The following is a 25,582-nucleotide window of genomic DNA, read 5'->3' as shown; positions in this document are numbered from 1 at the left end:
CGAAGTCCCGGCTCAACCCTCAAGCGGCATCCGATATTCGATCACCCCCGGCCGTTCAGCGATCCAGTCATAGAGCCGCTGCGCCCTGTGGTTGGTTTCCTGGGTATGCCAATACAACCGGTCGCACTGGTGCTCCCGCGCCTGGCCTTGCACGTACTCGATCAGTTTCTTGCCAATCTGCTGGCCTCGCACACTGGAGGAAACGTAGAGGTCTTCCAGGTAACAGAATTGGTTCCGTCCCCAGGTCGAACGGTGGTAGACGAAATTGACGAAGCCGAATATCCGCTCGCCATCCGTAGCAACGGCACAATGCATCGGTTCGGCGCTATCGAAAAAGCGCGCCCACGTGATCCGGGTGACTTCCTCGCCCAGGTCCACACCGTAGAAATCCTGATACCGGGCCCAGTACTCGGACCACTTCTCGAAGTCTTCCTGCACTACCGGGCGAATCGAGATGAGCTGTTGTATCGCTGTCATGTCCTGTCTCCTTGATCACGGCGGGAGCGTGTCCTCTTCATCCATCCACGATGACGGACAATCGTCCCGGTCTGCAGACCCCCTGCTTGACCGGGCTGATTTATATCGCCCTAATGGCATGCAAAGCCCAGCCAATTCACGGATGAGTAACAGACCAATTGTTCAAGACCGCCCTGCTCGAATCGGTCAAGGCCGCGATGGCCCATCCGGAACTTCTGTCCCTGCCGCTGCATTCGCGCATCCAGCGGACGCTACGCCAACTGATTCTCGAAGGTGCGCTGGGCGCCGGTAGCGCTCTTCCTGCTTCACGTCTGCTGGCCCGATCGCTTGGGGTATCGCGCGACACCATCGAATCCGCCTACTCGCACCTGCATGCCGAGGGTTTCATCGAGCGCCGTGTCGGCAGCGGTAGTTTCGTCGCCGAAGCCACGCGCCTGTCGCCAGGCCGCCGTACCCGGAGGCGCCTGAGTGGCGCGCCACCCGGTGCGGCAAACCTCAGCCAGCGCGGCCAGGCAATGCTCGACAACGGCGGAGTACGCGAGCAGCTCACGCCCCGTCCCTTCGCGCCCGGCGTGCCAGAGACCCGCACCTTCCCGCTGTCGACCTGGGAGCGTCTGCAACGCCAGGTGCTGAAGGAGTTCGGCCCACGCGCGCTGCTGCATGGCGATCCGCAAGGCATGCAGCCCTTGCGGCAGGCCATCGCCGACTACGTCAACCTGGAGCGCGGTGCCCGAACCACGGCGGATCAGGTGCTGGTGCTGACCAGCTCGCAGCAGGCGCTGGGCCTTTGCGCCAACGTGCTGCTGGATGCCGGCGAGAGGATTTTCATCGAAGACCCGGTCTACTACGGTGCGCGCAAGGCATTCGCCGCGGCAGGGCTGGACTGCCAGGCGATCCCCGTCGACGCACAGGGCATTCGAGTGGATGAGTTGCTAGCCCACCCACATCCGGCCAAGGTCGCCTACCTGACCCCGTCGCACCAGTTCCCCAGCGGGGCCACCCTGTCCCTGGAGCGGCGCTTGTCGCTGATCGAATGGGCGCGGCGCGAGCAGGCCTGGATCATCGAGGACGACTACGACAGCGAATTCCACTACGCCGGCAAACCCACGGCCTGCGTGCAGGGCCTGGACGCCCATGAGCGCACCCTATACATCGGCACCTTCACCAAGTCGCTGTTTGCAGGCTTGCGTATCGGATACCTGGTCCTGCCGCCTTCGCTGGTCGAGCCGATGACCATTGCCCGCTCGCTGCAGGACGGCCACACCGCCTCCATTGCCCAGCTGACGTTGGCCCGCTTCATCACTGGCGGCCATTTCGGCGCCTACGTGCGCGCAATGCGCAACCTCTACGCAGAGCGGCTGGAACTGCTGGCAGACCTGCTTGAGCAGCGCCTGGGTGGGATTCTGCAACCACGTCGGCCCGCTGGCGGCCTGCAGATGCCGTGCCTGCTGAATGGCGAGATGACGGAGCATGCGGTGCTGGGTGCAGCGCGCACGGCGGGTATCGAGTTACTGGGGTTGAGCGGACTCTTTGTTACCCGGCCTCCGCAGCCCGGGTTCCTGATGGGATTCGCCGCCTATACGCCACAGGAACTGCAGCGCGCCGTTGATGATCTGGCGCGCGGCCTGGAGATGCTGAAACCAGCGGCGCCGCGGCCGCGATGAGGCAAAGGTGGCTCCGGCCGCCGTAGGAGCGAGCCCCCGCGCAAGCCCCGCCCGGACAACCATGACAGGCAGGCTCGCCCCTACAGGTGTCACGCCCTTGTCCTCCCCAGGTTCCCGGCCCTTCGGCAGTTGCGCAAAGGGGGCGTTTGCCGGGTGTTCCCGCGTCTACTGAAATCTGCTGCTTCGTGTTCCTTTGAGGGCATCCGCCTCGATCCGTTCCCGCCTGGTTGTGAATCGACACCGGCGCCGGGCGCAGAATGAACAAGGCCCGCCAATGGCGGGCCTTGTTCTACAGCGAAATTCGGCTCAGAGCGCCATGTCGCTGGAAGCCTTTTCCGAGGCTGGCGCGGCATCGGTCGACGTCTCAGTCGGAGCCTGGTCGATGGCCGGCGGCGGGGCCAGTTGCAGGACCTTGGTGGTGTAGCTCCACTCGGCGAAGGTCTTCTCCGGGCTGTCGTTGAGCTTGGTGCCGTAGCTCGGGACGATCTGGTGGACCTTGGCCTGCCATTCAGGGGTGGCGAGCTTGTCCTTGAACACCTTCTCCAGCACGTTGAGCATGATCGGCGCGGCGGTGGAGGCACCCGGCGATGCACCCAGCAGGCCAGCGATGCTACCGTCGGCGGAAGAGACGATCTCAGTGCCGAGCTTCAGCACGCCGCCCTTGTCCGCGTCACGCTTGATGATCTGCACGCGCTGGCCGGCCTGCCACAGGCGCCAGTCCTCGGCCTTGGCGTCGGGGAAGTACTCGCGCAGAGCAGCGAGGCGATCGTCGTCGGAGAGCATCAGTTGGCCGGCGAGGTATTCCACCAGCGGGTACTCGTCGATGCCCACGCGGGTCATCGGCCAGACATTGTGGATGTTGGTGCTGCCCAGCAGGTCGAGATACGAGCCTTCCTTGAGGAACTTGGTGGAGAAGGTGGCGAACGGCCCGAAGAGGATCACGCGCTTGCCGTCGAGCACGCGGGTGTCCAGGTGCGGCACGGACATCGGCGGCGCGCCGACCGACGCCTTGCCGTAGGCCTTGGCCAGGTGCTGCTGGGCGATGGTCGGGTTCTCGGTGACCAGGAACGAGCCGCCCACAGGGAAACCGGCGTAGTCCTTGGCTTCCTCAATGCCGGACTTCTGCAGCAGACGCAGGGCACCACCGCCAGCGCCGATGAAGACGAACTTGGCGTCGGTCTCGGTAACGCTGCCGTCCTTGAGGTTCTTGTAGCCGACGCGCCAGGTGCCATCGGCGTTGCGGGTGATGTCCTCGACCTCGCTGGAGAGCTTCAAGCTGAAGTTCGGCCTGGTCTGCAGGTAGCCGGCGAACTGGCGGGTGATCTCGCCGAAATTCACGTCGGTGCCGATCGGCGTCCAGGTGGCGGCGATCTTCTGCGACGGGTCGCGGCCCTGCATCATCAACGGGACCCACTTGGCGATCTGCGCCGGGTCCTCGGAGTACTGCATGCCGCGGAACAGCGGGCTGGCCTGCAGCGCCTCGTAGCGCTTCTTGAGGAAGGCGATGTTGTCGTCGCCCCAGACGAAGCTCATGTGCGGGGTGGTGTTGATGAACGAGCGCGGGTTCTTCAGCACGCCGTTCTGTACCTGCCAGGCCCAGAACTGACGGGAGATCTGGAACGACTCGTTGATCTCCACGGCTTTGGCGATGGTGACGTTGCCGTCCTTGTCCTCTGGGGTGTAGTTCAGCTCGGCCAGGGCGGAGTGGCCGGTGCCGGCGTTGTTCCAGCCATTGGAGCTTTCCAGGGCGACGCCGTCCAGGCGCTCGACCATCTCCATGCTCCAGCCCGGCTCCAACTCGTTGAGCCAGACGCCCAGGGTGGTGCTCATGATGCCGCCGCCGATCAGCAGCACATCGACTTTCTTGGGTTCCGCGAACGCGGGCGCGCAATTCACTGCCAGAGCGAGGCCCAGCAGCGCCCCGCTAACTTTCTTGATCATCGAAAGGTTTCTCGTCGTTAGGGCTTGGCCTTCCCCACCGGCGTCATTCAGCGTGAAGGCCGCGCCCGGCGCGCAGGGCGCGAAAGGCAAGGCGACAGATGACGAGGATGAGTCGGGACTCAGTTCCCTCCTCCGCCGGCTCTGGGGCCTGCTTGATGGAATGAGGGACGTCCTGCGCAGAGAGACACGCAAAGCCTTCGGCCTTGGCTTTTGTTGTGGGAGGGATGCATGGTCTGCTGAAACGTTTGCGCATTCTATCGAAAGCGAACTGCATCACCAACCTTTGTAGTCAACTATCAATGGTCCGAGTGATGCGCAGGCCGTTTCGTCTTGTTTCAACGCGCGCGTTCCGAGATGCGTGGACTCCGTCCGCGATAGGTCAGCATCGCGCCACAACGATCGCGAGCCCTCGCACCATAACGTTACCGAAGCGCACCGTGAGCGCGCACGAATAACCCTGTGCGTTACGGTTCCGCCCCGTTCCCGCACGCTCAGCCCCACGCCATATTCCTACGTCTGCCGCTCTATCCCGCCCAATTCCATTCACATCGCCCTCATTGGCACGGCATCTGCTTTGCTGCATGCATGGATAATTGGATCCAAAAATCCACGAGGAAACATCCCATGCGCCTGGTACCCGCTGCCCGCCCACCGATGAGCGCCGAAGACGAGGCCTACGACTACCTGCTCCAGGCCATCTGCACCGGTCGCTACAAGACCGGTGACCGCCTGGTGGCCGAAGACATCGCCAGCGACATCGGCATGAGTCGGATGCCCGTGCGCGGCGCCTTCAAGCGCCTTGACGCCGAGGGGCTGGTGACCCTGCGACCCAACCGCGGCGCCATTGTCAGCGGCCTGAACATCGAGGAAATGCGCGAAGTCTTCGAGATGCGCAGCGCTCTGGAAGGCTTGGCCATCCGTATCGCCGTGCCGCAACTGACCGACCGCGACCTGTCCCGCCTGGAGCGCATGCTCGACGAGATGGACGACTACCGCGACGACAGCGCCGAGTGGGTCAGCCGCCACCGCGCCTTCCACGAATACCTCTGCAGCCTCGCCGGGCGTCCGCGCCTGCTGCGCCAGATCACTGCGCTGTACTCGGTGATCGAGCCGCACATGCGCCTGTGGCTGCAGCATGTCGACAAACCCATGAGCGCCCGCGAGGAACACACGGTGATCCTCGACGCCCTGCGCTCGGGCGATGCCCGCGAAGCCGAGCGGGTCATCTGCGACCACATCGAGGGGACGATCCCGTCCCTGGCCAGGTTTCTGGAGGCGCAAGCCACCTGAAAGCGCGTGCCACCCACGTGCAATCCACCCCAACGCAATCCACGAAGAAGCGAATCGAAGCAACGGGCGCCTAGACCCGTACTTCTGTGTCCCTGAACTGCCCCTGGCAACCCCACCCTGGAGCTCAATATGTTCGAACGCAGGATCCCGCAGTGCCTTCTCGCCCTTTGCCTGGCCGCCCCGCTGGCGCACGCCGATGTGAAGATTCCCGACCGCCTGCAGAACGCCAGCAAGGTGACCTTCTGCGGCGGCATGGATTCCCCGCCCATGGGCTTCTATGACGCCAACCAGAAGCTCACCGGGGTCACCATCGACCTGGGTGAAGCCATCGCCAAGCGGCTGGGCGACAAGAAGATCGACTGGCGCATCACGCCCTTCTCCGGGCTGATCCCGGCGCTGCTGGCCGGCCAGTGCGACATGCTGGTGGATCAGCTGTTCGACAAGCCCGAGCGGCGCGAAGTGATCGACATGGTCAACTACATGTACTCCAGCCAGGCCGTGGTGGTCGCCAAGGGCAACCCCGAAGGCATTCGTACCCTCGACGACCTCTCCGGCAAGAAGGTCGCGGTGCTCAACGGCTCGACCATCCGCACCTTGCTCGACGCCCACAACGAGAAGCTGGCCAAGGCCGGCAAGCCGCCGATGAAGGTGGTGGTCTACAACACCGACACCGATGCCTTCCAGTCCCTGCGCATCCGCCAGACCGACGCCTACGGCACCACCGTGGAAACCGCCGGCTACTACCAGAGCATGGCGCCGGACCTGTTCGAGATCGGCGTGCCGGCCTTCGCGCGCATCCTCACCGGCCTGGGCATCCGCAAGGAGGACAAACAGCTGAGCGAGGCCGTCACGCAGATCATCAAGGACATGCAGGCCGACGGCAGCTACGCCGCGCTGCTGGCCAAGTGGCACATCGAAGGCGACAAACTGGACTGAGGTAACGAGACATGAACTTCAGTTGGGACGTGTTCTGGCAATACCTGCTACGGCCGAGCGACATCTACCTCTACGGCCTCTGGTTGACCTGCGTGATCGCCGTCAGCGCCATGCTGCTGGGCTGCGTGCTCGGGCTGCTGGCAGCGCTGATGCGTCTGTCGACCAATCCGCTGCTGCAATACCCGGTGCGCTTCTACGTATGGCTGATGCGCGGCACGCCGCTGCTGGTACAGATCGTCTTCCTCTACACCGCGCTGGCCGCCGGCGGGATCTTCCGCTTCGAGGACTTGGACCTGGGGCTGTTCATCCTGCCCGGCAACATCCAGGCAGCGATCATCGCTCTGAGCCTCAACGAAGGCGCCTACATGGCCGAGATCATCCGCGCCGGCATCGGCGCGGTGGACAAGGGCCAGTACGAGGCCGGCAAATCCCTGGGGATGACTTTCCCCAAGCTGATGCGCCGCATCGTGCTGCCGCAGGCCTTCCGGGTGATCGTTCCGCCGCTGGGCAACGAGTTCAACGTGATGCTGAAGAACACCACGCTGGTCAGCGTGATCGGCGTGCAGGAACTGCTGCTGAGCACCCAGATGGTCACTTCGGCGACCTTCCGCGTGTTCGAGCTGTACCTGGTCGTGGCGATCTACTTCCTCGCCCTGACCACCCTGTGGGGCTTCTTCCAGCGCTGGCTGGAAGTGCGCTTCGGCAAATCCGACGGCCAGGCCGCCGCACCGAACCGCATGTTCGGCCGGCAGGCGATGAAACTGCTGAGGGGGCGTTGAGATGATCCCGGACATGAAAGATGTAGTGATCCAGGCCCGCGATGTGCATAAGGCGTTTGGCGAGCTGGAAATCCTCAAGGGCGTTTCCCTGGAAGTGCACCGTGGCGAAGTGGTGGTGCTGATTGGCGCCTCGGGCTCGGGCAAGACCACCTTCATCCGCTGCATGAACCACCTGGAAGACATCCAGGGCGGCAGCATCCGCGTCAATGGCGAGCTGATGGGCTACCGCGAACGCCCGGACGGCAAGCTGGTGCGCGATTCGGAAAGCAACATCGCCCGCCGCCGCCGCGACATCGGCATGGTGTTCCAGCGCTTCAACCTGTTCCCGCACATGACGGTGCTGGAGAACATCATCGAAGCGCCGACCCAGGTGCTCGGCGTACCCAGGGGCGAAGCACTGGACCAGGCCCGCCGGCTGCTGGCGCGAGTGCGCTTGTCGGACAAGGCCGAGCACTACCCCGGCCAGCTTTCCGGCGGCCAACAGCAGCGCGTGGCCATCGCCCGCGCCCTGGCGATGAAGCCCCAGGCCATGCTCTTCGACGAACCCACCAGCGCCCTCGACCCGGAAACCGTCGGCGAGGTCCTTCAGGTGATGAAGGAGCTGGCCGACGAAGGCATGACCATGGTGGTCGTCACCCACGAGATGGGCTTCGCCCGCGAAGTGGCCGACCGCGTGGTGGTGCTGCACCAGGGTGAACTCATCGAGGAAGGCCCGCCCGCGCAGGTCTTCGGCAATCCGCACCACCCGCGTACGCGGGAATTCCTAAGCCGCGTTCTCTAACGATAAGGACAAGTCATGCGTAAACGCGTTCTGTTCGCCAGCACTCTGACCCTCCTCGCCTGCGCCACCGCAGCCCAGGCCAACGACAAGCTGGTGCGCTTCTACAACTGGTCCGACTACATGGGCCCGGACACCCTGAAGAACTTCGAAAAGGACAGCGGCATCAAGGTCCAGTACGACGTCTTCGACACCAACGAGATGCTTGAGGCCAAGCTGCTCTCCGGCCACTCGGGCTATGACCTGGTGGTGCCGTCCAGCCAGTTCCTCACCAAGCAGATCAACGCCGGTGTCTACCAGAAGCTCGATCGTGCCCAGCTGAGCAACTGGAAGCACCTCGACCCGCGCCTGATGAAGCGCCTGGAAGCTGCCGATCCGGGCAACCAGTATGCCGTGCCCTACATGTGGGGCACCGTCGGCATCGGCTACAACTACGACAAGGTCAAGGCCGCCCTGGGCGACAGCGCCCCGCTGGATTCCTGGGACCTGATCTTCAAGCCGGAAAACCTCGCCAAGCTGCACGGCTGCGGTGTCGCCTTCCTCGACGCGCCAGTGAAGATCATCCCGCAGGCGCTGCACTACCTCGGCCTGAACCCGAACAGCACCAACCCGGACGACTACACCAAAGCCTCCGCCCTGCTGCAGAAGCTCGCCCCGTCGATCACCTACTTCAACTCCTCCAAGTACACCACCGACCTCGCCAACGGCGACATCTGCGTGGCGGTCGGTTACTCGGGCGATGTGATGCAGGCGCAGACCCGCGCCCAGGAAGCCGGCAAGAAAATCGACGTGCGCTACGTGATCCCCAGGGAAGGCGCCAACCTGTGGTTCGACATGCTCGCCATCCCGCGCGACTCGAAGAACCCCAAGGGCGCCCACGAACTGGTGAACTACCTGCTGCGTCCTGAAGTAATCGCACCGATCAGCGACTATGTCGGCTACGCCAACCCCAACCCCGACGCCACCTCGCTGCTCGACGCGAAGGTGCGTGACAACCCCGGCATCTACCCCAGCGACGCGGTGATCGAGAAGCTCTACGTCTCCGCCGACCTGCCGCCGAAAATCCAGCGCGTGATCACCCGCGAATGGACCCGGATCAAGACTGGCCAATGACCTTCGAAGAGCCCTGCCATGCTTAAGTTTTCCGCTCACGAGTATCCCTACGCCTCCCAGCGCCAGAGCGTGTTCGCCCGCAACGGTATGGTCGCCGCCTCGCAGCCCCTGGCTGCCGAGGCCGGCATCGCCATGCTGCGTGCCGGTGGCAACGCCATCGACGCCGCCATCGCCACCGCCGCCGCGCTGACCGTGGTCGAACCCACCGGCTGCGCCATCGGTGGTGACGCCTTTGCCCTGGTCTGGGTCAAGGACCAGCTGCACGGCCTGGACGCCAGCGGCCATGCGCCCGCCTCCATCTCCATCGACAAGGTCAAGGCCGCCGGTCACGACAAGATGCCCGTGCACGGCTGGCTGCCGGTCACCGTGCCGGGCATTCCCTCGGCCTGGGCCGAGCTGTCCGCGCGCTTCGGCAAACTGCCCTTCGCCGACCTGCTGCAACCGGCCATCGTCCTGGCCCGCGACGGCTTCCCGGTGTCCCCGGTGGTGGCCCACCAGTGGGAAATCGCCCGTTGCGAATACCAACAAAGCCGCGCCGCCGTGCCGGCCCTGGAAGCCTGGTTCGACACCTTCACCGTCAACGGCGAGGCACCGCATGCCGGTCAGCTGTTCCGTAACCCGGCCCAGGCGAAAACCCTCGCCGAGCTGGCCGAGACGAAGTGCGAAAGCTTCTACCGTGGCGCCATCGCCGAGCGCCTGGCCGCCCACTCCGCCGCCACAGGTGGCGAGCTGAGCGCGGCGGACCTGGCCGGCTACAAGCCCAAATGGGTCGAGCCGATCAAGACCAACTACCGTGGCTATGACGTCTGGGAAATCCCGCCGGCCGGCCAAGGCCTGATCGCCCTGATGACCCTGAATATCCTCCAGGGTTACGACTTCGACCAGCGCGATAGCCAGCTCACCTGGCACCGCCAGCTCGAGGCGATGAAGAAGGCCTACGCCGATGGCCTGCACTACATCACCGACGCCGAGCACATGCGCGTCAGCACCGCCGCGCTGCTGTCGGACGACTACGCCGCGCGCCGCCGCGCCGAGATCGACGAAAAGGCTGCCGAGCCCAGACATGGCGACCCGCACGCCAGCGGCACCGTGTACATCGCCACCGCCGACGGCGAAGGCAACATGGTCTCGTTCATACAGAGCGCCTACCACGGCTTCGGCTCCGGCGTGGTGCTGCCCGACAGCGGCATCGGCTTGCAGAACCGTGGCTCGGAGTTCAGCCTGGACCCTGCGCATTCCAACGCCCTGGCACCGGGCAAAAAGACCTTCCACACCATCATCCCCGGCTTCCTCAGCAAGGATGGCGTGGCCGTCGGCCCATTCGGCGTGATGGGCGGCTACATGCAGCCGCAAGGCCACGTGCAGATGGTGATGAACCTGGTGGACTTCGGCCTCAACCCCCAGGCCGCGCTGGACGCCCCGCGCTGGCAATGGCTGGGCGGCATGAAGGTAGGCATCGAGCAGCACGCCAACCGCGATCTCGCCTTCGGCCTGGCGCGGCGCGGCCACGAGGTGGAGATCGCCTGTGACCTGACCGACTACGGCCGCGGCCAGATCATCGTCCGTGATCCGCACACCGGCGTGCTCTGCGGTGGCACCGAACCGCGCGCGGACTCGCACATCGCAGTCTGCTGACGCCACACCCTCACCGAAAGCCGGTCACGGCTGGCCTTCGGTGAGGGTCGAAACTCAGGTCTCCGGCGTTTCTCCGGCCTTGCTGCAGGCACCGCCTTCGGGAACCAGGGTAATCTCGACCCGTCGGTTGGCGTTGCGTCCCTCCTCCGTTTCATCGCTGGCCACCGGTTGGCTGTCTCCGGCTCCCCGCACCTCGAAACAATCGCTCGGGATATCGCCCATCCGCTGCATCCAGTCACGCACTGCCGCCGCACGATCGCGGGACAGCTCGAGGTTGCGCCGCGCATCCCCGGTAGAGTCGCTGTGCCCGGTGATGACGATCAGCCAACCCGGCTGAGCCTTGATGTCGATCAGGCTGTTGATCAGCACCTTGTCCGACTGCGATCGCAGTTCCGCCTTGCCGGGCGGAAACAGCAACTGGCCGTCCAGTTGCACGGCCTTGCTTGCGGGCGGCGGCGCGGGCTCGACGCGCACGACCTGCCAGCCCTGGCCCAACCAACCGTGAGCGTGTGCCCAGGCAAACAGCCCCGACAGCACGATCGACAGGACCAACGTCAGCAGCCACGGCCAAAGTCTGCGGCGCCTTTCCGGTACCGGCGCTTCCTCGCGATCCAGCTTGAGCACCACCACTTGCGGCACATCACCACGCTGTGGCTGTCCCGGCAGCTGCTCCTGCGCCGGCAGGGTGACCGTGGTCGGTTCCGGCCTGGGCTCCGCCGGAGCGATACTGACCACCCAGTTGGTGGTGGCGTCCTGCTCCGGCGAGAGGCGCCGGACCAGGCCCTGCAACTGACTACGCAGCGCCTCCAGCGCAGGCAGGCCAGCCTGCTCCCGCCGTGCCAGCAGTTGTGCCAGTTCCTTGAGCGGCTCCTCCAGCTGCAGGAGGTCCGGCACGTCCGTTTCCGACAGTGACAAACCCCGCAGCCAGGGGCGCAGCTGGCTGAACAGCCAGCCGAGCATCTCCAGGCGTACCGCCGGCGCGGGCGGCCAGAGGCTGTCCCAGTCATCGGCAAACAAGGTGCAGGCCAGGTTCAGGCCCTCGTCCAGCCCCTGCAATCCGTACAGATGTGCCCTGGCGAGGACGAACGCGGTAATCGACTGCAACTCCATGCCGTGCTCGCGGAACAGCGCCAGACACAGGCGCTCCACCCGCGGCCAGTCCACGTCCGGGCGTGCCGGATGATTCAGTTTCGCCAGCTCGGCGCCCAGCGCCGCCGACTGCTCGTGCCCCTGGGGATCACCACCCAGGCGCAGTTTTTCCTCGACCACCGTCATCCCTTCACTCCACTCCCTTGTTTTCAGCGTTGCAGGTAGTCGCGCTGTTTCAGATGTCGCATGAGCACCTTGCCCTGCGGTTCCAGCGTCGTGCCGAAGGTCGCGCGGGCGCCGTCGCGCAACTGCACTTCCAGGCTGTACTCCAGGTGCCCCGGCAGTACCTGCGGCAACAGCACCACCTCCACCGAGGCCAGGCGCGGCTCGTACTTGAGCAGCATGCCGCGCAGCGTCGCCATCAAGCCGTGGGCGCTGCCCGGCATGCCGTGGAGGATCTGGCTCATGTCCGGCAGGCCATAGTCGGGCAGGTGGCTGAGGGTGCCGGCGCGGCAGTTGAGGATGCGCTGCAAGTTGTCCAGCACCGACAGCATCAATTGGTCCTCCTCGCGCACCTGATGCAGGTCGAGCTCTCCGCTGAAGTTCTGCAGCAGCAGTTCGTAGAGCGACGGGGTCTGTTCGCTCACCACCAGGAATCCTTCTTCGGCAACGGCACCAGGCTCAGGGCGTTGTCGCCCAGCTCGATCAACCGCGCCTTGTCCGGGTCCAGCTCATCGCGAGCCAGTACCAGGCGCCAGCTGTCGTCCTGCTTGTCGGGCGAGCGGAACAGCGCCACCACCGCCACGAACTGCGCCTCGCTGGCCATCGGCACATTCAGCTGCGCTCCCTCCTCCGGCTTCACCACAAGGCGGCGCTGGTCCAGCAGGTCGGCGGACAGCACCTGGTCGCCATCGCCCAGCAGATCCTGGTAACTGGCCTTGTCCAGCGCCTTGCGGTCGCGCAACTGATAGACGCGCACCAGCGTCGACACCGACAGCCCGCTCATGTCGCGGGTGTCGGTGTTCAACGCCGCACGGCCGCTGAAGTCCAGGTGCAGGTCCTTGACCTGCTTGTAGAAGATGGCGTTGCCGACGGATTTGCCGGCATCCATGGTGCGCTGCGTCAGGCCGCAGCCAGCCAGGATCGACGCCAGCAGCAGTAGCGCCAGGCGCGATCTAGAAACGGTAAGTGACATCTCGTGTCTCCCTGCTCATGATGTTTTCGCTCAATCCCTGGTAACGCCCCAGGTTCACCGTGACGCACTGCTTCCCCGCCGTTTGCCGCCTGCGCTCGTCCAGCCCTGGCACCGCCGTCATGCCCAGCAGCACGACTGAGCTGCCCAGGCTGGGAGCCGGCAGGCAGCCCAGCGGCAATGACAGCTGCAGTCGCGCCGTGCAACGCCAGCCGAGGTAGACCCGCAGCAGCACCAGCAGGTCGCTGTGCAGCTGGCCGCCGGGCAGCCAGCCACGGGCTTCGTCCAGGTCCTCGGTGCTCAGCACCAGCAGCAGCTGGCTGTTGGCATCCGCACCACTGGCGCCCAACGGCGTGCCCTGCCCCAGGCGCACCGGCTGGTTGCGCGACAGGCTGGCCGGACTCGCCAGCGGCACCTTGCGCGGCCAGTGCGGCGTTACCCGGGCATCTGTCCCCGGTGCGAGCAGCTTCACCAGCGCCACGACGCCTTCGGCATTGCGCGTCGGCAGGCGCATCACACCCAGCAGCGCGAGGAAGCGCGACACCGGTGTGGCAATGTGCTCTGCCGTGCCGGGAATGCCCAGGCCGATAAGCCCCAGCAGGCACTGCGATGTGGCGTCCGCGCCACCCGCCTCGAACGAAGCGGGATAAGAGTACTTGCGCCAGATCCGGTAGAACTGGGTGAAGACCCGGTGGTTGAAGATATCGAGGAAGGCCTCCAACGCCTCGTGCCCCTCGCGGCGCTGGGCGATGTCGTCCAGGTAGGCGGTGGGCATCGGCGAATCGACGCCATAGAGCCCGAGCAGGCGCGTACGCACCGTGACCGGACGCAACGGATGCTCCTCATCCTCTTCGAAGCCCTTCAGTTCGCTTGCCGGGAACCCCATGCCCGGATGCGGGCGGAAGCGCACGGCATCGTCCGCCGGGTTCGCCGTACTGCCCAGCGGCGGATTGCCCGGCAACGCTGCCTCCAGCAACTGGCAGAAGCGATACAGGCCGGCCTCGGGCAGCCGATCACCGATTGCCTCCAGCAGCCCGCTGGCCTTCAGCCGGGAATACGCTGACTGTGGTTCTCGTTCCATCGCAGGCACTTTCCAGTGGGTTGCAGGATCAGCGTGAGCTGATTGAACAGGTGAATATCGGCGTACAGCGCGAAGAAGCGGTTGAGCATTTCGCCGAACAGGTAGATATCGCCCTCGCCCGAGAAGCCGTTGGCATCGAGCGTCACCTCGATGTCCACGCCACGCAGCAGAAAGCCTTTTTCGAAACGCTGGATCAGGTGATGACGGACTTCGGCGATGGCCTCCAGGCGGCGGCGGTTCAACTCACTATGGGTCCAGTCATACAGCGCCAGCGTGCCGCGCAGGACCTGGGCGTTATCCAGCATCGGCAGGAAGTTCGAACCCAGATGGCTGAGTACGCGCCAATGGAAGCGGTCGCGGTTCGGCGGATAGCAGGGCAAGGTCGGCGCACACAGGTTGCGCACCCGCAACTCGACCTGCGCCGCCTTCAGCACGGTATCCAGCAGCGTGCTCTGCAGTGCCTTGCGCGGCAGCAAGCCGTTGGTGCCGGTGAGGCGCAGCGACAGGCTCTCGCCCTCGCGCAGGCGGTCACGGTCGAAGCCCTCGCCGCCGAGAATCAGCCACGTGTCGTGCATGCCGTTGACGCCGCGCTTCAGGCGCGTGTGGAAGTAGCGCTCCGGTGCCTCATCGCGCAGCATCCCGCCCTTGTGGCGGAAGCTGGTGAACGGCACGTAGTCCTGGCGCTCGGTGCTCTTGGAGGAGGTGACGCTGTCTACCGAATAGATCTCCGTATGACCGTCCTGCAGGCGCATCGGGCGCAACAGGTAATCGGTCTGCAGCGGTGCCAGGCGCATGGGGTCGGCTTCCAGCGGGAACAGGTTGATCACCGGCACCGCATGCAGGCGCAGATGCTCCGCACTGAGCAGGAACTCATGAGGCCATTGCTCGCCCAGCACCACGTCAAGCTCGAACCAGGGCAGCCCTTCGCGGATCGGCATGTGCTCCAGCCCGTGCAGGGTGACGAACATGAATTTCTCGCGGAAGGTAAAATACTCCAGCAGCAGTTGGTACCCGCTGAAGGCGCTGTCGGCTTTCGGCCAGAGTCGATCCTCGGCAGCAAAGCCCTTGGGCGAGAAATGCCCCTGCAGCGGCTGGCGATCTGCCTCGCCGGGCAGGCGCAGGTATAGCGCCTGGGTCTGCAGCGTCAGTGCCTGGTGCAAGGCGCTGGCCAGCGGCGCGTCGGCGTTGAGGTACAGCGGCAGCTTGCCCAGGTCGATCTGTTTCCAGTCCGCCAAAGTGCCGCAGGAAAAGCGCAGGCGCAGCACCGAGCGGCCGTCGGGCTCGCTGGCCACCCGCAGCGATTCCAGTGCCAGCGGGTGCAGGTTCACCGCCTCGGTAGTGGTGTAGCGGCAACGGGTGCGCTGCGGACCGACGGGGCGCGACAGCACCTCGAAGCCGGCGTCGATCAGTTCGTCGCGCTTCATCTGCAGGTGGTCTGGCGTCAGCTCCACCACCGACAGCGACGGAATGGTGCGCAGGTAGTGCGGCCAGAGCAGGCTCACCAAGCCTTCGGTGAGCTCCGGCAGGTCATCGTCGAGCTTCTCGCGCAGGCGCCCCATGAGGAAGGCGAAGCCCTCGAACAGGCGCTCCACATAAGGGTCGCGCGCGCCAGCCTTGTCCAGGTTGAGTTGCGCGGCGCGATCCGGAAAGGCTTCGGCGAACTCCTTGCCGGCCTCGCGCAGGTAGCGCATTTCGGCGTCGAAATAGCGCAGGGTCCGATTGTCCATTTACTGTCCTGAGAATGGGGGTCAGCCGCAGAGCACGGCGGCGCGAATGGGGTCGAGGGCCACCAGGGCGGCCAGCAGGCTTTCCATGCGACGGGCCAGGGCGGGCTTGTCGGCGTCGCTGCGCTGGGCTTTCTGCCGCAACAATTTGAGCAGGCGCGCCTTTACCTCGAAGCACAGTTCGGGCTCCCAGTCGGCGAGTGCCTGAGCCTGGCTGTCCAGCTCGCTCAACAGGTGCGCCGCCAGCTCGGCCTTGCCATGCTGCTCGGCCACGCGGGCCATCAGCAGGCGCAGTAGCCAGCGCTGACGACCGCTGCGCAGATCCGGGCGGGATGCCAGCCAGGCCAGCGCCGCCTCCACGCCGTCGCTGTCGGCCTGGGCCAGGGCTTCGCTTTCCAGGGCGAGCACATCGTCGCTGGTGGTGCTGGCAGCCACGGCCGTGCCCATCCAGTGCGCGGCCTGCCCGGTGCTGACGTGCTGGGCGATCCAGTTGCGCGTAGTCTCGTCGGCGAACGGCGTGCCGTCGCTCCAGTGCAGCTGCTCAAGCCCCGGCAGGCGCTCCAGCAGCATGCGCAGGTCACCTTTGACCAGCTCGGCCCAACCGTCGTAGGGCGTCTCCAACCGCCCCAACGCCTGGCACAGGTGCCATTGCAGGTCGAGCCAGAAGTGATTCACCCCTTCGGCGAACATACGCTCGGCGTGATCGAGCAGCTCGGTCCAGCCCTGTTGCAGGTTCAGGCGTTTGAGCTGCGCGCGGTACTCGGTGCGCGGAGGAGCCAACCGCGTATTGCCATTGGAGTCCTGAGGTGGCAGCTGGTGCACAGTGTCCCAGCGCAGGCTGGTCAGCAGCCGATGGGCCGCCAGCCAACCCTGGGGCTGGTCGCGCAGGTAGTTGGCGAGGACCTTGCCGCTGTCGAGCAGGTCGCGGCCAGACTGTACCTTGCCCGGCACCGGCGCCGGGGACGCCAGCAGGGTCTCGCTCTGCGCGGCGCTGTTCTGCGGCACCAGCGCGTGCACGCCGCCGGACTGCGCCAGGCGGCTGCCCAGCGCGGCGTACAAGCCGCCCAGCCCCGGCCTTTCGGCCTCGGCCCAGGAGGCGAAGATCTCCTCCAGCCAGGCCAGTGCCGCGACCGTGCGCTGGGTCTCCGCCTTCACCACTTCGGGGAACAGCGACAGGCTGTCCAGCACCTTAGCGCTGGCCAGCCACTCCAACGCCATGCGCCGGCTGTTCGGCCGCGCCGGCAGCACCTGGGCGCCGAAGCGATCGAGCAGCACCGCGAGCAGTTCCAGGCCATCGGCGAAGCCCGCCTCGCCATCGCCCTGGGTCCGCGCCCAGAGGTAGTAGCTGACGATCCGCACATCCTTGCAGCGCTGCTTGAGCAGTTGCTCCGCCAGCTGTGCCACCAGTTCCACGTCGGCCGACGAGAGCTTGTTGACCTCCTCGCGCATGCGCTGGAAATCGTCGTCGTAGCCGGGGTCCTCGCCCACAGCGGTGTCGCCCTCGATGGGCTTCAGCCAGGCTTCCCACTGCGCCGCCTGCGCCTTGGCCAACGCCACGGCGTCCTGCCCTTCCAGGCAGGTCGATATCAATCCCTGCAAACTCATCGATGCGTCCTGAATTGCCTTGCTCTGATCATTCGTCGTAACCCAGCGGATCGCTCACGGCATAGGGCGTTACCTGCCCTGCTCCAACATCGAAGATGTTCTCCGGCAGCGCGAAGCTGCGCAGCTCCAGCACCGCCAGCGGACCGCGGCCCAGCTCCGTCTGCAGCTGCCAGGTCAGGGGCAGCTCGTCCGCCGCCTTGAGCACCAGTTCGAAGCGGGTGTCGCTGCCGTCCAGCGAAGTGACCTGCGCCTGCTCCAGCAGGCGGATCAGCCCCCAGACGCCGGAGTAGTCACCGAACAACCGCGCGCCGCCCTTCAGGCTGGTCCAGCTCAGCGAGGCGCCCGGATGGTCGGTGCCGCCCGGCCAGGTGAACTGCTGCCAGCTCTCCATCTGGTTGAAGTACTCCAGCTTCACGCCATCGAGGATGAAGGTGGTCTCCACCACGTTGCGCACCGGCTTGGCCTGCAGCTGGAAGTTCATACCCATGCCGCCGTCGGTGTAGAGGATGTCCGCCAGGTCGCTGAGCTGGTTGACCGCGCGCAGGAACTGCGGATTGAAATGCAGGCCCTGGCTGTGGGCGCTGTCCGGCACCCAGCGATTGCCTTCCTTGCGTAGCACGCCGCCCAGCTGCGTCTTGATGAACTGGTCGATCCGCCCGCTGCCGGAGCGGATCATCTGCCCGAGCATGGGCAAGGATGCGTCGCTGCCGGTGGAGTCGAACGGATAGCGGCCCTTGAAGGCACGGTTCCAATTGTCCACCACGGCGCGCTGCCACTGGCGGTTCAGCCCGGCCGCCGACGGCTGCAGGACGCCTTCCCAGGCCTGGTTGAGCGGCTGCACGAAGAGGTTCTGGCCAAAGCCGCTCCATTCCCCGCCCAGGCTGGCGGCGATCAGGCCGCCGTAGTCGAGGGTGTCGGTGAGGTCCACGCTGGTGCCCTGGAAGACCGTCTGCGCCAGGGCCTGGGTCATCGCCTGCGGGTCGCTGGCATTGGTCACGTGCTGCAGCTTCAGGCGCACGCGCGTGACCCGGGTCAGGAAGGCCTGCAGGCTCAGCGCCTCATCCCCCCGCGCAGCACCCTTCTCCTTGCCCAGCAGTGCCAGCAGCGGACCGAAGGTATTGTCCAGCGGGCCCTGCGGCGCGCGGGTCTTCTGCTCGATGGCCGGTTGCTTGTCCTTCTCCAGCAGTTGCTGCGCCGAGCGCATCAGCGAATCGGCCAGCGCCTCGCTCTTGGCCTCGGTGCGGCCCTGGTAGGCCAGGGTGTTCATCAGTGCAATCAGCGGTGACTGGCGCACATCGCTGAGCAGGGTCAGCTGGCTGATGGAGTCGGAGAGGCTGTCCGCGTTGCGCCAGCGGATGCTGTTGAGGAAGCTCAGCCAGGCATCGCTGAAGTCCTGGAAGTAGCGCTCGGTCAGCTGCGACTTGAGTACCTCGGGTGTCAGCTCGCTGTCGAGGGTGCTCTGCTGGTCGCTCAGCACCCAGTCGATTTCCTCGCGGCGGGTCTCGGCCATCTCGTCGATGGCCTTGCTCACCTGCCCTTCCCAGGCCTGACGGGTGAAGACCCCCGGCACGCTATTGGGCGTATCGAACAGGCTCGTCGAATCGGTTTCCCCGACCATATCCATCAGCGTCAGGTCAGCGTAGTTGTTGCTCGCCTGCTCTATGACCTGCTGGTACAGGTTGGCCACGCCATTGCGCCGCCCCAGCTGCCCCAGCAATACCTGACGAACCTGCGCCACCAACGCCGGCTGCGCCTTGATGCGCCACTGCGGATGCGCCGCCAGGTGCTGCGCATAGAAGGCCCACAGATTGGGCGAAACGCCCTGCCACAGACCCGGCACCACGCCCGCGCGCGTCGGCTCGGTCTGCGTCAGCACCTTGGCCAGGAAGGCCGCATCGACCTTCTCCGGCCGCGCCATCATCAGGTAGGCCTTGAGCTGCCCGTGTGCCTCCTCGGCACGCTCGCCCCGCTCGGGACTGTCCGCCGGCAACGCCGCCAGATCGCCCAGCCGCGCTTCCAGCGCCTTGGCCACCACATCGCGCATCAGCCGATTGTTCGCCTGCGCATAGCGCGGCCACAGCGACTCCAGCAACGCATCGTTCTGGCTCAGGCCGAAACGCTGGTACCAGGGCACCCCATGCTCACGACGATAATCCAGCCGCGCGATCTCGCGGGTCAGCTCGTTCAGCGCCGAAAGCTGGGCATCCGGATCACCGGGCTGGCCGATGGTTGCCAGCGCGGTTTCCACCGTGGCGATCTGCGCGCGGTTGCTGGTGAAGGACACCAGCAGGGCCAGGAGGCAGAGACCGGCGACAGCCAGGACGGCGGTGTAGAGGCCGCGGAGCCAGGTCCAGCCACTCGGCTTGCCACCCAGGGAATTGTCCGCGAGCACGCCCCGCCACGCCGGGTCCACTTGCCATCCGTGCTCGATACCGCTGCTCATTCCACGCAGAGGCAAGCTGAACCACAGCCCTCGCGCCGTCAGGTTCTTCGCCTGCAGCAGCGGCTCCAGCGCCTCCTTCCAACGTGCGATGCCTTCACTCTGAAGGTCGCGGCCAAGGCGCAGCAGGAAGTCGTGGGAGCTGTCCTGCTCCATCTGAGCCAGGCCCTTCTCTCGCAACGGCAGCTCCAAGCGTTCCAGCCGGCTCGCCAGTTGCGAGCGACTCAGACGCGGCGCCAATTGGCAGCCCACGGCCTCCACCGGACGCTGCTCCTGGGCCCACTCACTCTTGCATACCTCCCAGACATGCACGGGAGCCTGCCAGCGCAGCGCCTGGGTCATCTTGCGCAGATGACGCACGGCATTGCCGATGTGCCCGGGGTCGGCGCTCTGCTCCTTGTTCAGTGCCCAGACGATGCCGTCCAGGGGGCGACGCGGGCAGAGAGTGCGCCAACGCTCCAGCAGGTCGTCGTTCACTGCGCCCTGCAGGCTACCGCCCCAGAGCAGGATATTTCCTTCGCCTTCGAGCCATTGCTGTCCCGACAGAGCCGGTGTGATGGCGCCGGTTTCCCCAGGCTCGCCGACGACCAGCAGCAGGCGAACTTTGCGGCGCCAGAAGTAGCCGAAGTTGTCGCGCAGATAGTCGCGCAGCTCCTGCAAATCGGTGCTCGCGTCCTTCTTACCAGCGTCCCTGTCGGGCTTCGCAGGCGCATCGTCAGCCGTTGCCTGCCGGTAGCTCTTCAAGCCCACCTTGCGCGCCACGAGTCGATAGCCGCCCAACAGAGTGACCAGCAGCAACGTCAGGCCAGAAACCAGCCACCAGCCGACCCGTTGCGCATCGCTGCCCGGACGTATCCCCAGCAGCTCCGGCCGCAACCACAACAGCAGGCAAACCGCCGCCCCCACTATCGCCACCAGGGCAATCAGCCCCCAAATCTTCACCTTACGCATCGGACTTCCTTACTCCTGGGGTACTGCTGCCGGCATCACGACCGAACACCACATGCACACGTCTTCCGCGCTGTCGCCTGTGAAAATGAACTGTGGCTCGGCCTCGTTCGCCGCTGCCTCAACCGCCGACGCAATGGCCATCCACGGCGATGCCCTGCCCGCATCGCCCAACAACGCGCCGAGGTTATGAGTGGCCTTGGCCGGCAACTCAACCGACTCCATTGCCGAAGTAATGAGCGCATTGCTTGGCGTGTCAGTACCCGCCAACCAGACCCGGCCAATGGAAGAGGCTGGCAACGGAACCCAGTCCAGCGCTTGTGTCGTGGCCTGCAAGGCAGCCTTTTTGTCAGTTCCGTGCGCAGGTTCCGGGCGATGCAGATAGGCCAGCGGTTGCAGCCGGTCCTGCGTCAGACGATTGCCCAGCAGCAGGCCCACCACGGCCTCTGCGGAACCTTCCACATCCTTGGGCGCAATCTGGAACGACACCACCATCAGCAAGGCTTCGTCCTGTATGCGCTCATCCAGCCACTGGTCGATGGCCGCCAGACCACCGCCATCGATGGGCTTGAGGGTCTGGCGGATGCCGGATTCAGCCAGGGTTTCATTCCATATCCTGCCGGCGAGCCCTTCCTCAAACCCACCCTCCATCTCCAGCAACAACGCAACGGGCCTATCCGTGGGGAGTGCGGAAAGCTTTGCCGCCAGTTCCTCCAGCACGGTTACCAGCACGCGGCGGAGCAACCGCTGCTTGGTCTCGATCTCCATCAGCGGTAATCGGCTATGACGCGCATTGCCTACCCAACCCGGCTGCGCTCGCAACTGGCTTCCATCATTGGCCACCAGAGCAAGGTGCTGCGCCTGCCCGTTATCTGCCGTGAGGTCACGCAGCGCCGTGTGCAAGCTCACGGCCAGCACCTGCTGCGAGCGCCTGCCCCGACGCATCTTCTGCGTCAGATCCGCTTCCCGGGCTTCGTTCCAACCCTCCACGGAACTGAGCTCACCGAGGTAAATCAGGCCCCGCACAAGAACCGCTGCGCACCAGACAAGTGCCGGGATGCCCAGTGCGAACAGCCAGAAACGAGCAGGGGCCACCCCCTCGCCGCCGAGCCACAGCGTCAGTGCCACGCCAACCGCCAACAGCGCAGGCAACGGCAGCAGCCACAGCCAGAGACGCGGCTTCTTCGGCTCGTCCAGCGCGGGGGGAACCTTGTCCAGCCTCACCACCATGATCAGCCCGCCGTCGCCTCAGGCAGCGAAGTCAACAGCGCGCAACCACAAGCACACCGGTGCCCGTGGAAGGCCACCAGGGCGCCATTGTCCTCATAGGAGGGATGACCTTCCGCCACTACGGTCGGACCATGGCCGGGGATCGGACAACTGACCGGATCACCGACACGGGCGACTCCGATGCCTGCGAAGATCATCTTTACCGACCCCGATAGCACGGTGCCGCCGCTGGTGGTTTTGTCGCCAATGCGGATAACGCCTTTCATGAAAAACCTCCACCTAAATATTTGAATCACAAACCCAGCAATTAGGTCGACAAATATTTAAATTTAAAATTGAATAAAAACTGAGCAAATTTAAAAATAAAATCAGAAAAGACAAAACCACAGGCAGAATATACCGAAGCGAAATCTTCGCATTTCAGCCAAAAACAAATCATTCACCGCCAGCCACTCTCACTCCAACTCTTGCCGGAATACTTTCCTTTCTACCAGACGCAACCATTTGCGACATATATTCTTTATAATAACCTCGCGCCTTATTCTTTTCTCCAGACTGCCAAAGCACATCTGCGATATTTATTTTTAGAACAACACGGGAAGGGTCAACCCCCTCCAGCGCCCTATATATTTTCAAGGAATTATAAAAATCCCCTCCCTCCGCCAAATAAAATGCCATATCATTTAAATCAGCCACATTCTTCCGCCCTGGCCTATAGCAAGCCAAATATGACTCAACCCCCTTATACAGATAATCAGATATAGCTGACGCCTTCGATCGCACATCTGAAAGCCTGGAAACACCATCAAGAATCTCTTTAGGGGACTGAGTAACAACAGCCAGACCATCTTCGCCTTGGTCATCCGCACCATATAATTTCCACTCCCCCTGAACCCACCGCCCATCACAACTACTGCCCGGTAACGTTTTCGAAACGCAACCAGTCGACATATCGATTACATCGCAATAATTATTTTCAACCTTCTTTTTTGAACCATCTCCAAAATAGAGCCCCCCTAAGACCAATCGTTGAACTCTTAAAGCCCTCTTATCCTGAGACAAGCCCGCCTGTATCGGCGAAATAAATTCGCGAGCAACCTGATGAGACCTGGTTACATATAACAAAAAATTGGCACCGTCATTTCGGTATGACGCCACGCCCCAGCCATTCGCGTTACAACCCCAAGCTGAAAGCGTAATTTTTGACTTTCCAATACCCTGCACTTCAAGCGGATGCGGCTCAGCACCACAAGCGGCAACCACACACCTAGAAAATAAAAGAATAAGGATGAATGATAAGCACCTATTCAACTCAATCACTACTCCCAACTGCAGCCTGTGTAGTCCGGCAAGGTAGCAGAATCATTGTATTTGAAATCTACAACCCTACCGGAAACAGCCTTATAGCTGAACCCATAAATATTTGCACCCTGCGAGACAACCGTATACTCCCCGCCAAATTTTGACTTAAAGACTTCTCTCCAAGTGCTGGTCACCTCCACGGGTCGATCCTCCGAGAAAATCACTTCCTCGGCCCCGACGTACGACAATTGAATTGAAGTATTGGACTTTTCATACTGAGCATATCCAATATTCAGCTTCCCCTCAGGGATGTATGTCGTTGCAAATTTTAAGTTTACAGCTCTCTCCCCTTCATGAGTGAAGCACCGAACCCAAAACCTCACAGGTTCGCTTTGAGCGAAAACCGAAAAAGCACCAAAAATAACAAATAGAAAAGTTCTAATCATCGCTATAACTTACAAAACTTAAAATTAAGCTTATTTAGATCCCCACCCATATAACGCTTGAAGTCATACCCACTAACATCATCCAAAACCATAACCCCGACTGGATCTTTTGGTCTTGCCACTGAATAATCAATGAAAACCTTGCCATTGGGAAACTCAAAGCACTTACCGCCTTTTTTCAAATATATCTGCGGAGCTGCATCCTCAAGCTGAGAAATAGCCTTATACACTTGGTGAATCTCGATACCTTCAACCACTCCATCAACTATATCTAAAGGATTTCCGCGAACCACCAACGAACTGACATCGACACTCGCAGCCTGCCCCTTCCATTGATCAGTGTAGGAATACCCCAGCTCGGAATAATTCGACCACAGCTCTTTATTAACTCCACACATGGACTTCCTTATGGAGATCCCAGTCTGATTGCTTCTTGCCTCGGCAATAACACAGTCTATTACTGCCTTACCACCCTCAACTTTCAATGTGTATATAACATCCTCCCTGCCAGAAGCGAGCAGGGCGGGGGCGCTATTTAAAAAGATCAAATCCCTATAAACCCCATCTTTCGAACCAAGTACATCCCTGTATACTGACGAACTCGAACCACCTTTTAAAATTAAAACACCGCTCTCCCCCTTCAATATTTCCGCCGCACTGGCAGAAAATGAGAAAAGCATCGCCACAAGGACTGTTAAGACAGCCACGCCAAGCCACTGACCATTATTATAATTCGACCACCTCATTGAATAACTACCTGTACTCCTTACGACTATTAATATACTTCTTGATAGACAAGGCATCCTTCAATAAAAACGAAACCTTCTGCCCTTCTTGATATCCATCAATCCCAAACATATTACTGTCTTTTAAAGTTTTATCATTTCTAACCACTTCCCCTCCCTGGCTTTTGTATGCATAAACCTGATAAAGCTTTCCGTATGTCCCTGCCCCGCGGCTACCGACATCCCAGGAAATAAGAACTAGAATATTCTTCACCCCATTTATGGGATAATAAAACACCGTCTCTACAGTCGGAGCAGAACCAGAAACCTCATACCTATCAATAAACTCAACAACTTCCTTAGCCTTCCTATGAATCATAAAATACACTGGATAATTGTCATCATTGGATTTGGAAAAGAATATATCAGCGCCGTCTACTATTTTTGCAGGGAACGGACCACTAACTATACTGCCCCGATACAAGTCGGGATCACCCTTACCACTTCCAGCAACATCGATATTTGATTTATTCAATGTATCCTCAAGCGCTTTGACATTCACGACATCACCATCGCGCCGGAGCTTGGTCAGTAAATCTTTGTACGATGACTTATTACTCTCACTTGGTGGATCGCAGACTAATAGATTCTGAAAACTGGTGCCTTCCAAAAGGTAAGACATCACCTTCGGATTAGAAATCTGACTTCCCTCTTTTCGTCCGGCGGAATATTCCTTATAGGTCTTCTCTATCGACGGAGGAGAATTGAATAACGACTCAGTCTCACCCCCCATTTGGCTCACCCATCGATTAGGAGGAACCCACTCTCCCCCACATTGCTCTCCCGACTCAACAGCTGTAATACAACCATCGGACATTCGCACAAATGCACAAAGATAAACATCGTACGCTTCAGATCTAGAGCCACTATCCAGCACACCAGACTCCGAAAAATTCACCACTGAATAGGACTTATCCGGCGAAACCTGATCACTATCAAAACTATAATTAATATCCACATCAAACGGCCTAACCAAATCACCAGACTCTCCCTTAAACACCAGAGCATGGTAATCCCCACCGCTTTTATTCGAATAAACCAGTGAACCTTGCGGACCATCCAGACTGGCAGCCAGTGCCCCATTAGCCATCAGAAGCAAGCCAAAAAAATTCAGCCTCATAATTCCC

Annotated in this window: 21 protein-coding genes; 7 read left to right on the top strand and 14 right to left on the bottom strand. The window is 62.5% G+C overall.

Going from position 1 to position 25,582, the window contains the following annotated elements:
* Positions 1-12 precede the first annotated feature (12 nt).
* Positions 13-477 (bottom strand): GNAT family N-acetyltransferase, encoded by a 465-nt coding sequence (locus ACIPK7_RS15990; protein ID WP_192432620.1) that lies wholly within the window; start codon positions 475-477, stop codon positions 13-15.
* A 158-nt stretch (positions 478-635) separates the two neighbouring features.
* Between ACIPK7_RS15990 and ACIPK7_RS15985 the strand changes: the two genes are divergently transcribed.
* Complete coding sequence (locus ACIPK7_RS15985; RefSeq protein ID WP_192432621.1) at positions 636-2,141, top strand: PLP-dependent aminotransferase family protein; 1,506 nt, start codon at positions 636-638, stop codon at positions 2,139-2,141.
* Positions 2,142-2,447: 306 nt separating this feature from the next.
* Here the strand turns inward: ACIPK7_RS15985 and mqo are convergent, their stop codons facing one another.
* Entirely contained in the window at positions 2,448-4,082 is a 1,635-nt protein-coding gene (mqo, locus tag ACIPK7_RS15980) for a malate dehydrogenase (quinone) (protein WP_192432622.1), read from the bottom strand.
* A gap of 624 nt (positions 4,083-4,706) precedes the next feature.
* On the opposite strand from mqo, the gene ACIPK7_RS15975 reads away from it, so the two are divergent.
* The 6 genes from ACIPK7_RS15975 to ACIPK7_RS15950 all read left to right on the top strand — a co-directional run bounded on the left by ACIPK7_RS15975 (position 4,707) and on the right by ACIPK7_RS15950 (position 10,613).
* Complete coding sequence (locus ACIPK7_RS15975; RefSeq protein WP_192432623.1) at positions 4,707-5,372, top strand: GntR family transcriptional regulator; 666 nt, start codon at positions 4,707-4,709, stop codon at positions 5,370-5,372.
* Positions 5,373-5,501: 129 nt separating this feature from the next.
* Entirely contained in the window at positions 5,502-6,308 is an 807-nt protein-coding gene (locus ACIPK7_RS15970) for an ABC transporter substrate-binding protein (protein WP_192432624.1), read from the top strand.
* An 11-nt stretch (positions 6,309-6,319) separates the two neighbouring features.
* Positions 6,320-7,087 carry an amino acid ABC transporter permease gene (locus tag ACIPK7_RS15965; protein WP_401088826.1) on the top strand — a complete coding sequence of 256 codons (768 nt, stop codon included), beginning with the start codon at positions 6,320-6,322 and terminating at the stop codon, positions 7,085-7,087.
* A gap of 1 nt (position 7,088) precedes the next feature.
* Entirely contained in the window at positions 7,089-7,868 is a 780-nt protein-coding gene (locus ACIPK7_RS15960) for an amino acid ABC transporter ATP-binding protein (RefSeq protein WP_192432626.1), read from the top strand.
* A gap of 15 nt (positions 7,869-7,883) precedes the next feature.
* Positions 7,884-8,978 carry a polyamine ABC transporter substrate-binding protein gene (locus ACIPK7_RS15955; protein WP_192432627.1) on the top strand — a complete coding sequence of 365 codons (1,095 nt, stop codon included), beginning with the start codon at positions 7,884-7,886 and terminating at the stop codon, positions 8,976-8,978.
* 18 nt (positions 8,979-8,996) lie between these two features.
* Entirely contained in the window at positions 8,997-10,613 is a 1,617-nt protein-coding gene (locus ACIPK7_RS15950; RefSeq protein ID WP_192432628.1) for a gamma-glutamyltransferase family protein, read from the top strand.
* Between the two features lie 54 nt (positions 10,614-10,667).
* Here the strand turns inward: ACIPK7_RS15950 and ACIPK7_RS15945 are convergent, their stop codons facing one another.
* The 12 genes from ACIPK7_RS15945 to ACIPK7_RS15890 all read right to left on the bottom strand — a co-directional run bounded on the left by ACIPK7_RS15945 (position 10,668) and on the right by ACIPK7_RS15890 (position 25,575).
* Positions 10,668-11,888, bottom strand: a complete 1,221-nt coding sequence (locus ACIPK7_RS15945) for an OmpA family protein (protein WP_401088823.1) — start codon at positions 11,886-11,888, stop codon at positions 10,668-10,670.
* Between the two features lie 23 nt (positions 11,889-11,911).
* Complete coding sequence (tssE, locus tag ACIPK7_RS15940; protein ID WP_401088822.1) at positions 11,912-12,349, bottom strand: type VI secretion system baseplate subunit TssE; 438 nt, start codon at positions 12,347-12,349, stop codon at positions 11,912-11,914.
* Positions 12,346-12,897 (bottom strand): type VI secretion system lipoprotein TssJ, encoded by a 552-nt coding sequence (gene tssJ / locus ACIPK7_RS15935; protein WP_401088820.1) that lies wholly within the window; start codon positions 12,895-12,897, stop codon positions 12,346-12,348. The genes tssE and tssJ overlap by 4 nt, the downstream gene beginning before the upstream one ends.
* On the bottom strand, positions 12,878-13,975 hold the full coding sequence (gene tssG, locus ACIPK7_RS15930; RefSeq protein ID WP_401088818.1) for a type VI secretion system baseplate subunit TssG: 1,098 nt from the start codon (positions 13,973-13,975) through the stop codon (positions 12,878-12,880). The genes tssJ and tssG overlap by 20 nt, the downstream gene beginning before the upstream one ends.
* On the bottom strand, positions 13,939-15,702 hold the full coding sequence (gene tssF, locus ACIPK7_RS15925; protein ID WP_401088816.1) for a type VI secretion system baseplate subunit TssF: 1,764 nt from the start codon (positions 15,700-15,702) through the stop codon (positions 13,939-13,941). The genes tssG and tssF overlap by 37 nt, the downstream gene beginning before the upstream one ends.
* A gap of 21 nt (positions 15,703-15,723) precedes the next feature.
* Positions 15,724-17,304, bottom strand: coding sequence for a type VI secretion system protein TssA (gene tssA, locus ACIPK7_RS15920; protein ID WP_401088814.1), 1,581 nt, complete (start codon positions 17,302-17,304; stop codon positions 15,724-15,726).
* Positions 17,305-17,332: 28 nt separating this feature from the next.
* Positions 17,333-20,695 (bottom strand): ImcF-related family protein, encoded by a 3,363-nt coding sequence (locus ACIPK7_RS15915; protein ID WP_401088812.1) that lies wholly within the window; start codon positions 20,693-20,695, stop codon positions 17,333-17,335.
* A gap of 9 nt (positions 20,696-20,704) precedes the next feature.
* Positions 20,705-21,922 (bottom strand): hypothetical protein, encoded by a 1,218-nt coding sequence (locus ACIPK7_RS15910; protein ID WP_401088810.1) that lies wholly within the window; start codon positions 21,920-21,922, stop codon positions 20,705-20,707.
* A 2-nt stretch (positions 21,923-21,924) separates the two neighbouring features.
* A complete protein-coding gene (locus tag ACIPK7_RS15905; protein ID WP_401088808.1) occupies positions 21,925-22,188 on the bottom strand; it encodes a PAAR domain-containing protein in 264 nt (87 codons plus the stop codon).
* Between the two features lie 169 nt (positions 22,189-22,357).
* Positions 22,358-23,242: a type IV pilus biogenesis/stability protein PilW gene (locus tag ACIPK7_RS15900; protein WP_401088806.1), complete on the bottom strand. Its 885-nt coding sequence runs from the start codon at positions 23,240-23,242 to the stop codon at positions 22,358-22,360.
* A 430-nt stretch (positions 23,243-23,672) separates the two neighbouring features.
* Positions 23,673-24,416, bottom strand: a complete 744-nt coding sequence (locus ACIPK7_RS15895) for a hypothetical protein (RefSeq protein WP_401088804.1) — start codon at positions 24,414-24,416, stop codon at positions 23,673-23,675.
* A gap of 7 nt (positions 24,417-24,423) precedes the next feature.
* Positions 24,424-25,575 (bottom strand): hypothetical protein, encoded by a 1,152-nt coding sequence (locus ACIPK7_RS15890; RefSeq protein ID WP_401088803.1) that lies wholly within the window; start codon positions 25,573-25,575, stop codon positions 24,424-24,426.
* Positions 25,576-25,582: the final 7 nt, after the last annotated feature.

This window comes from Pseudomonas sp. NPDC086581, from assembly GCF_044746165.1.
GTDB lineage: Bacteria > Pseudomonadota > Gammaproteobacteria > Pseudomonadales > Pseudomonadaceae > Pseudomonas.
This window is presented reverse-complemented; position numbering and strand designations above follow the sequence as displayed.

Bases quoted from the DNA above. Each gene is read 5' to 3' on its own strand.
- ACIPK7_RS15990 (WP_192432620.1), bottom strand. From the start codon at position 477: ATGACAGCGATACAACAGCTCATCTCGATTCGCCCGGTAGTGCAGGAA.
- mqo (WP_192432622.1), bottom strand. From the start codon at position 4,082: ATGATCAAGAAAGTTAGCGGGGCGCTGCTGGGCCTCGCTCTGGCAGTG.
- ACIPK7_RS15975 (WP_192432623.1), top strand. From the start codon at position 4,707: ATGCGCCTGGTACCCGCTGCCCGCCCACCGATGAGCGCCGAAGACGAG.
- ACIPK7_RS15970 (WP_192432624.1), top strand. From the start codon at position 5,502: ATGTTCGAACGCAGGATCCCGCAGTGCCTTCTCGCCCTTTGCCTGGCC.
- ACIPK7_RS15965 (WP_401088826.1), top strand. From the start codon at position 6,320: ATGAACTTCAGTTGGGACGTGTTCTGGCAATACCTGCTACGGCCGAGC.
- ACIPK7_RS15960 (WP_192432626.1), top strand. From the start codon at position 7,089: ATGATCCCGGACATGAAAGATGTAGTGATCCAGGCCCGCGATGTGCAT.
- ACIPK7_RS15955 (WP_192432627.1), top strand. From the start codon at position 7,884: ATGCGTAAACGCGTTCTGTTCGCCAGCACTCTGACCCTCCTCGCCTGC.
- ACIPK7_RS15950 (WP_192432628.1), top strand. From the start codon at position 8,997: ATGCTTAAGTTTTCCGCTCACGAGTATCCCTACGCCTCCCAGCGCCAG.
- ACIPK7_RS15945 (WP_401088823.1), bottom strand. From the start codon at position 11,888: ATGACGGTGGTCGAGGAAAAACTGCGCCTGGGTGGTGATCCCCAGGGG.
- tssJ (WP_401088820.1), bottom strand. From the start codon at position 12,897: ATGTCACTTACCGTTTCTAGATCGCGCCTGGCGCTACTGCTGCTGGCG.
- tssG (WP_401088818.1), bottom strand. From the start codon at position 13,975: ATGGAACGAGAACCACAGTCAGCGTATTCCCGGCTGAAGGCCAGCGGG.
- tssF (WP_401088816.1), bottom strand. From the start codon at position 15,702: ATGGACAATCGGACCCTGCGCTATTTCGACGCCGAAATGCGCTACCTG.
- tssA (WP_401088814.1), bottom strand. From the start codon at position 17,304: ATGAGTTTGCAGGGATTGATATCGACCTGCCTGGAAGGGCAGGACGCC.
- ACIPK7_RS15915 (WP_401088812.1), bottom strand. From the start codon at position 20,695: ATGCGTAAGGTGAAGATTTGGGGGCTGATTGCCCTGGTGGCGATAGTG.
- ACIPK7_RS15910 (WP_401088810.1), bottom strand. From the start codon at position 21,922: ATGGTGGTGAGGCTGGACAAGGTTCCCCCCGCGCTGGACGAGCCGAAG.
- ACIPK7_RS15905 (WP_401088808.1), bottom strand. From the start codon at position 22,188: ATGAAAGGCGTTATCCGCATTGGCGACAAAACCACCAGCGGCGGCACC.
- ACIPK7_RS15895 (WP_401088804.1), bottom strand. From the start codon at position 24,416: ATGAGGTGGTCGAATTATAATAATGGTCAGTGGCTTGGCGTGGCTGTC.
- ACIPK7_RS15890 (WP_401088803.1), bottom strand. From the start codon at position 25,575: ATGAGGCTGAATTTTTTTGGCTTGCTTCTGATGGCTAATGGGGCACTG.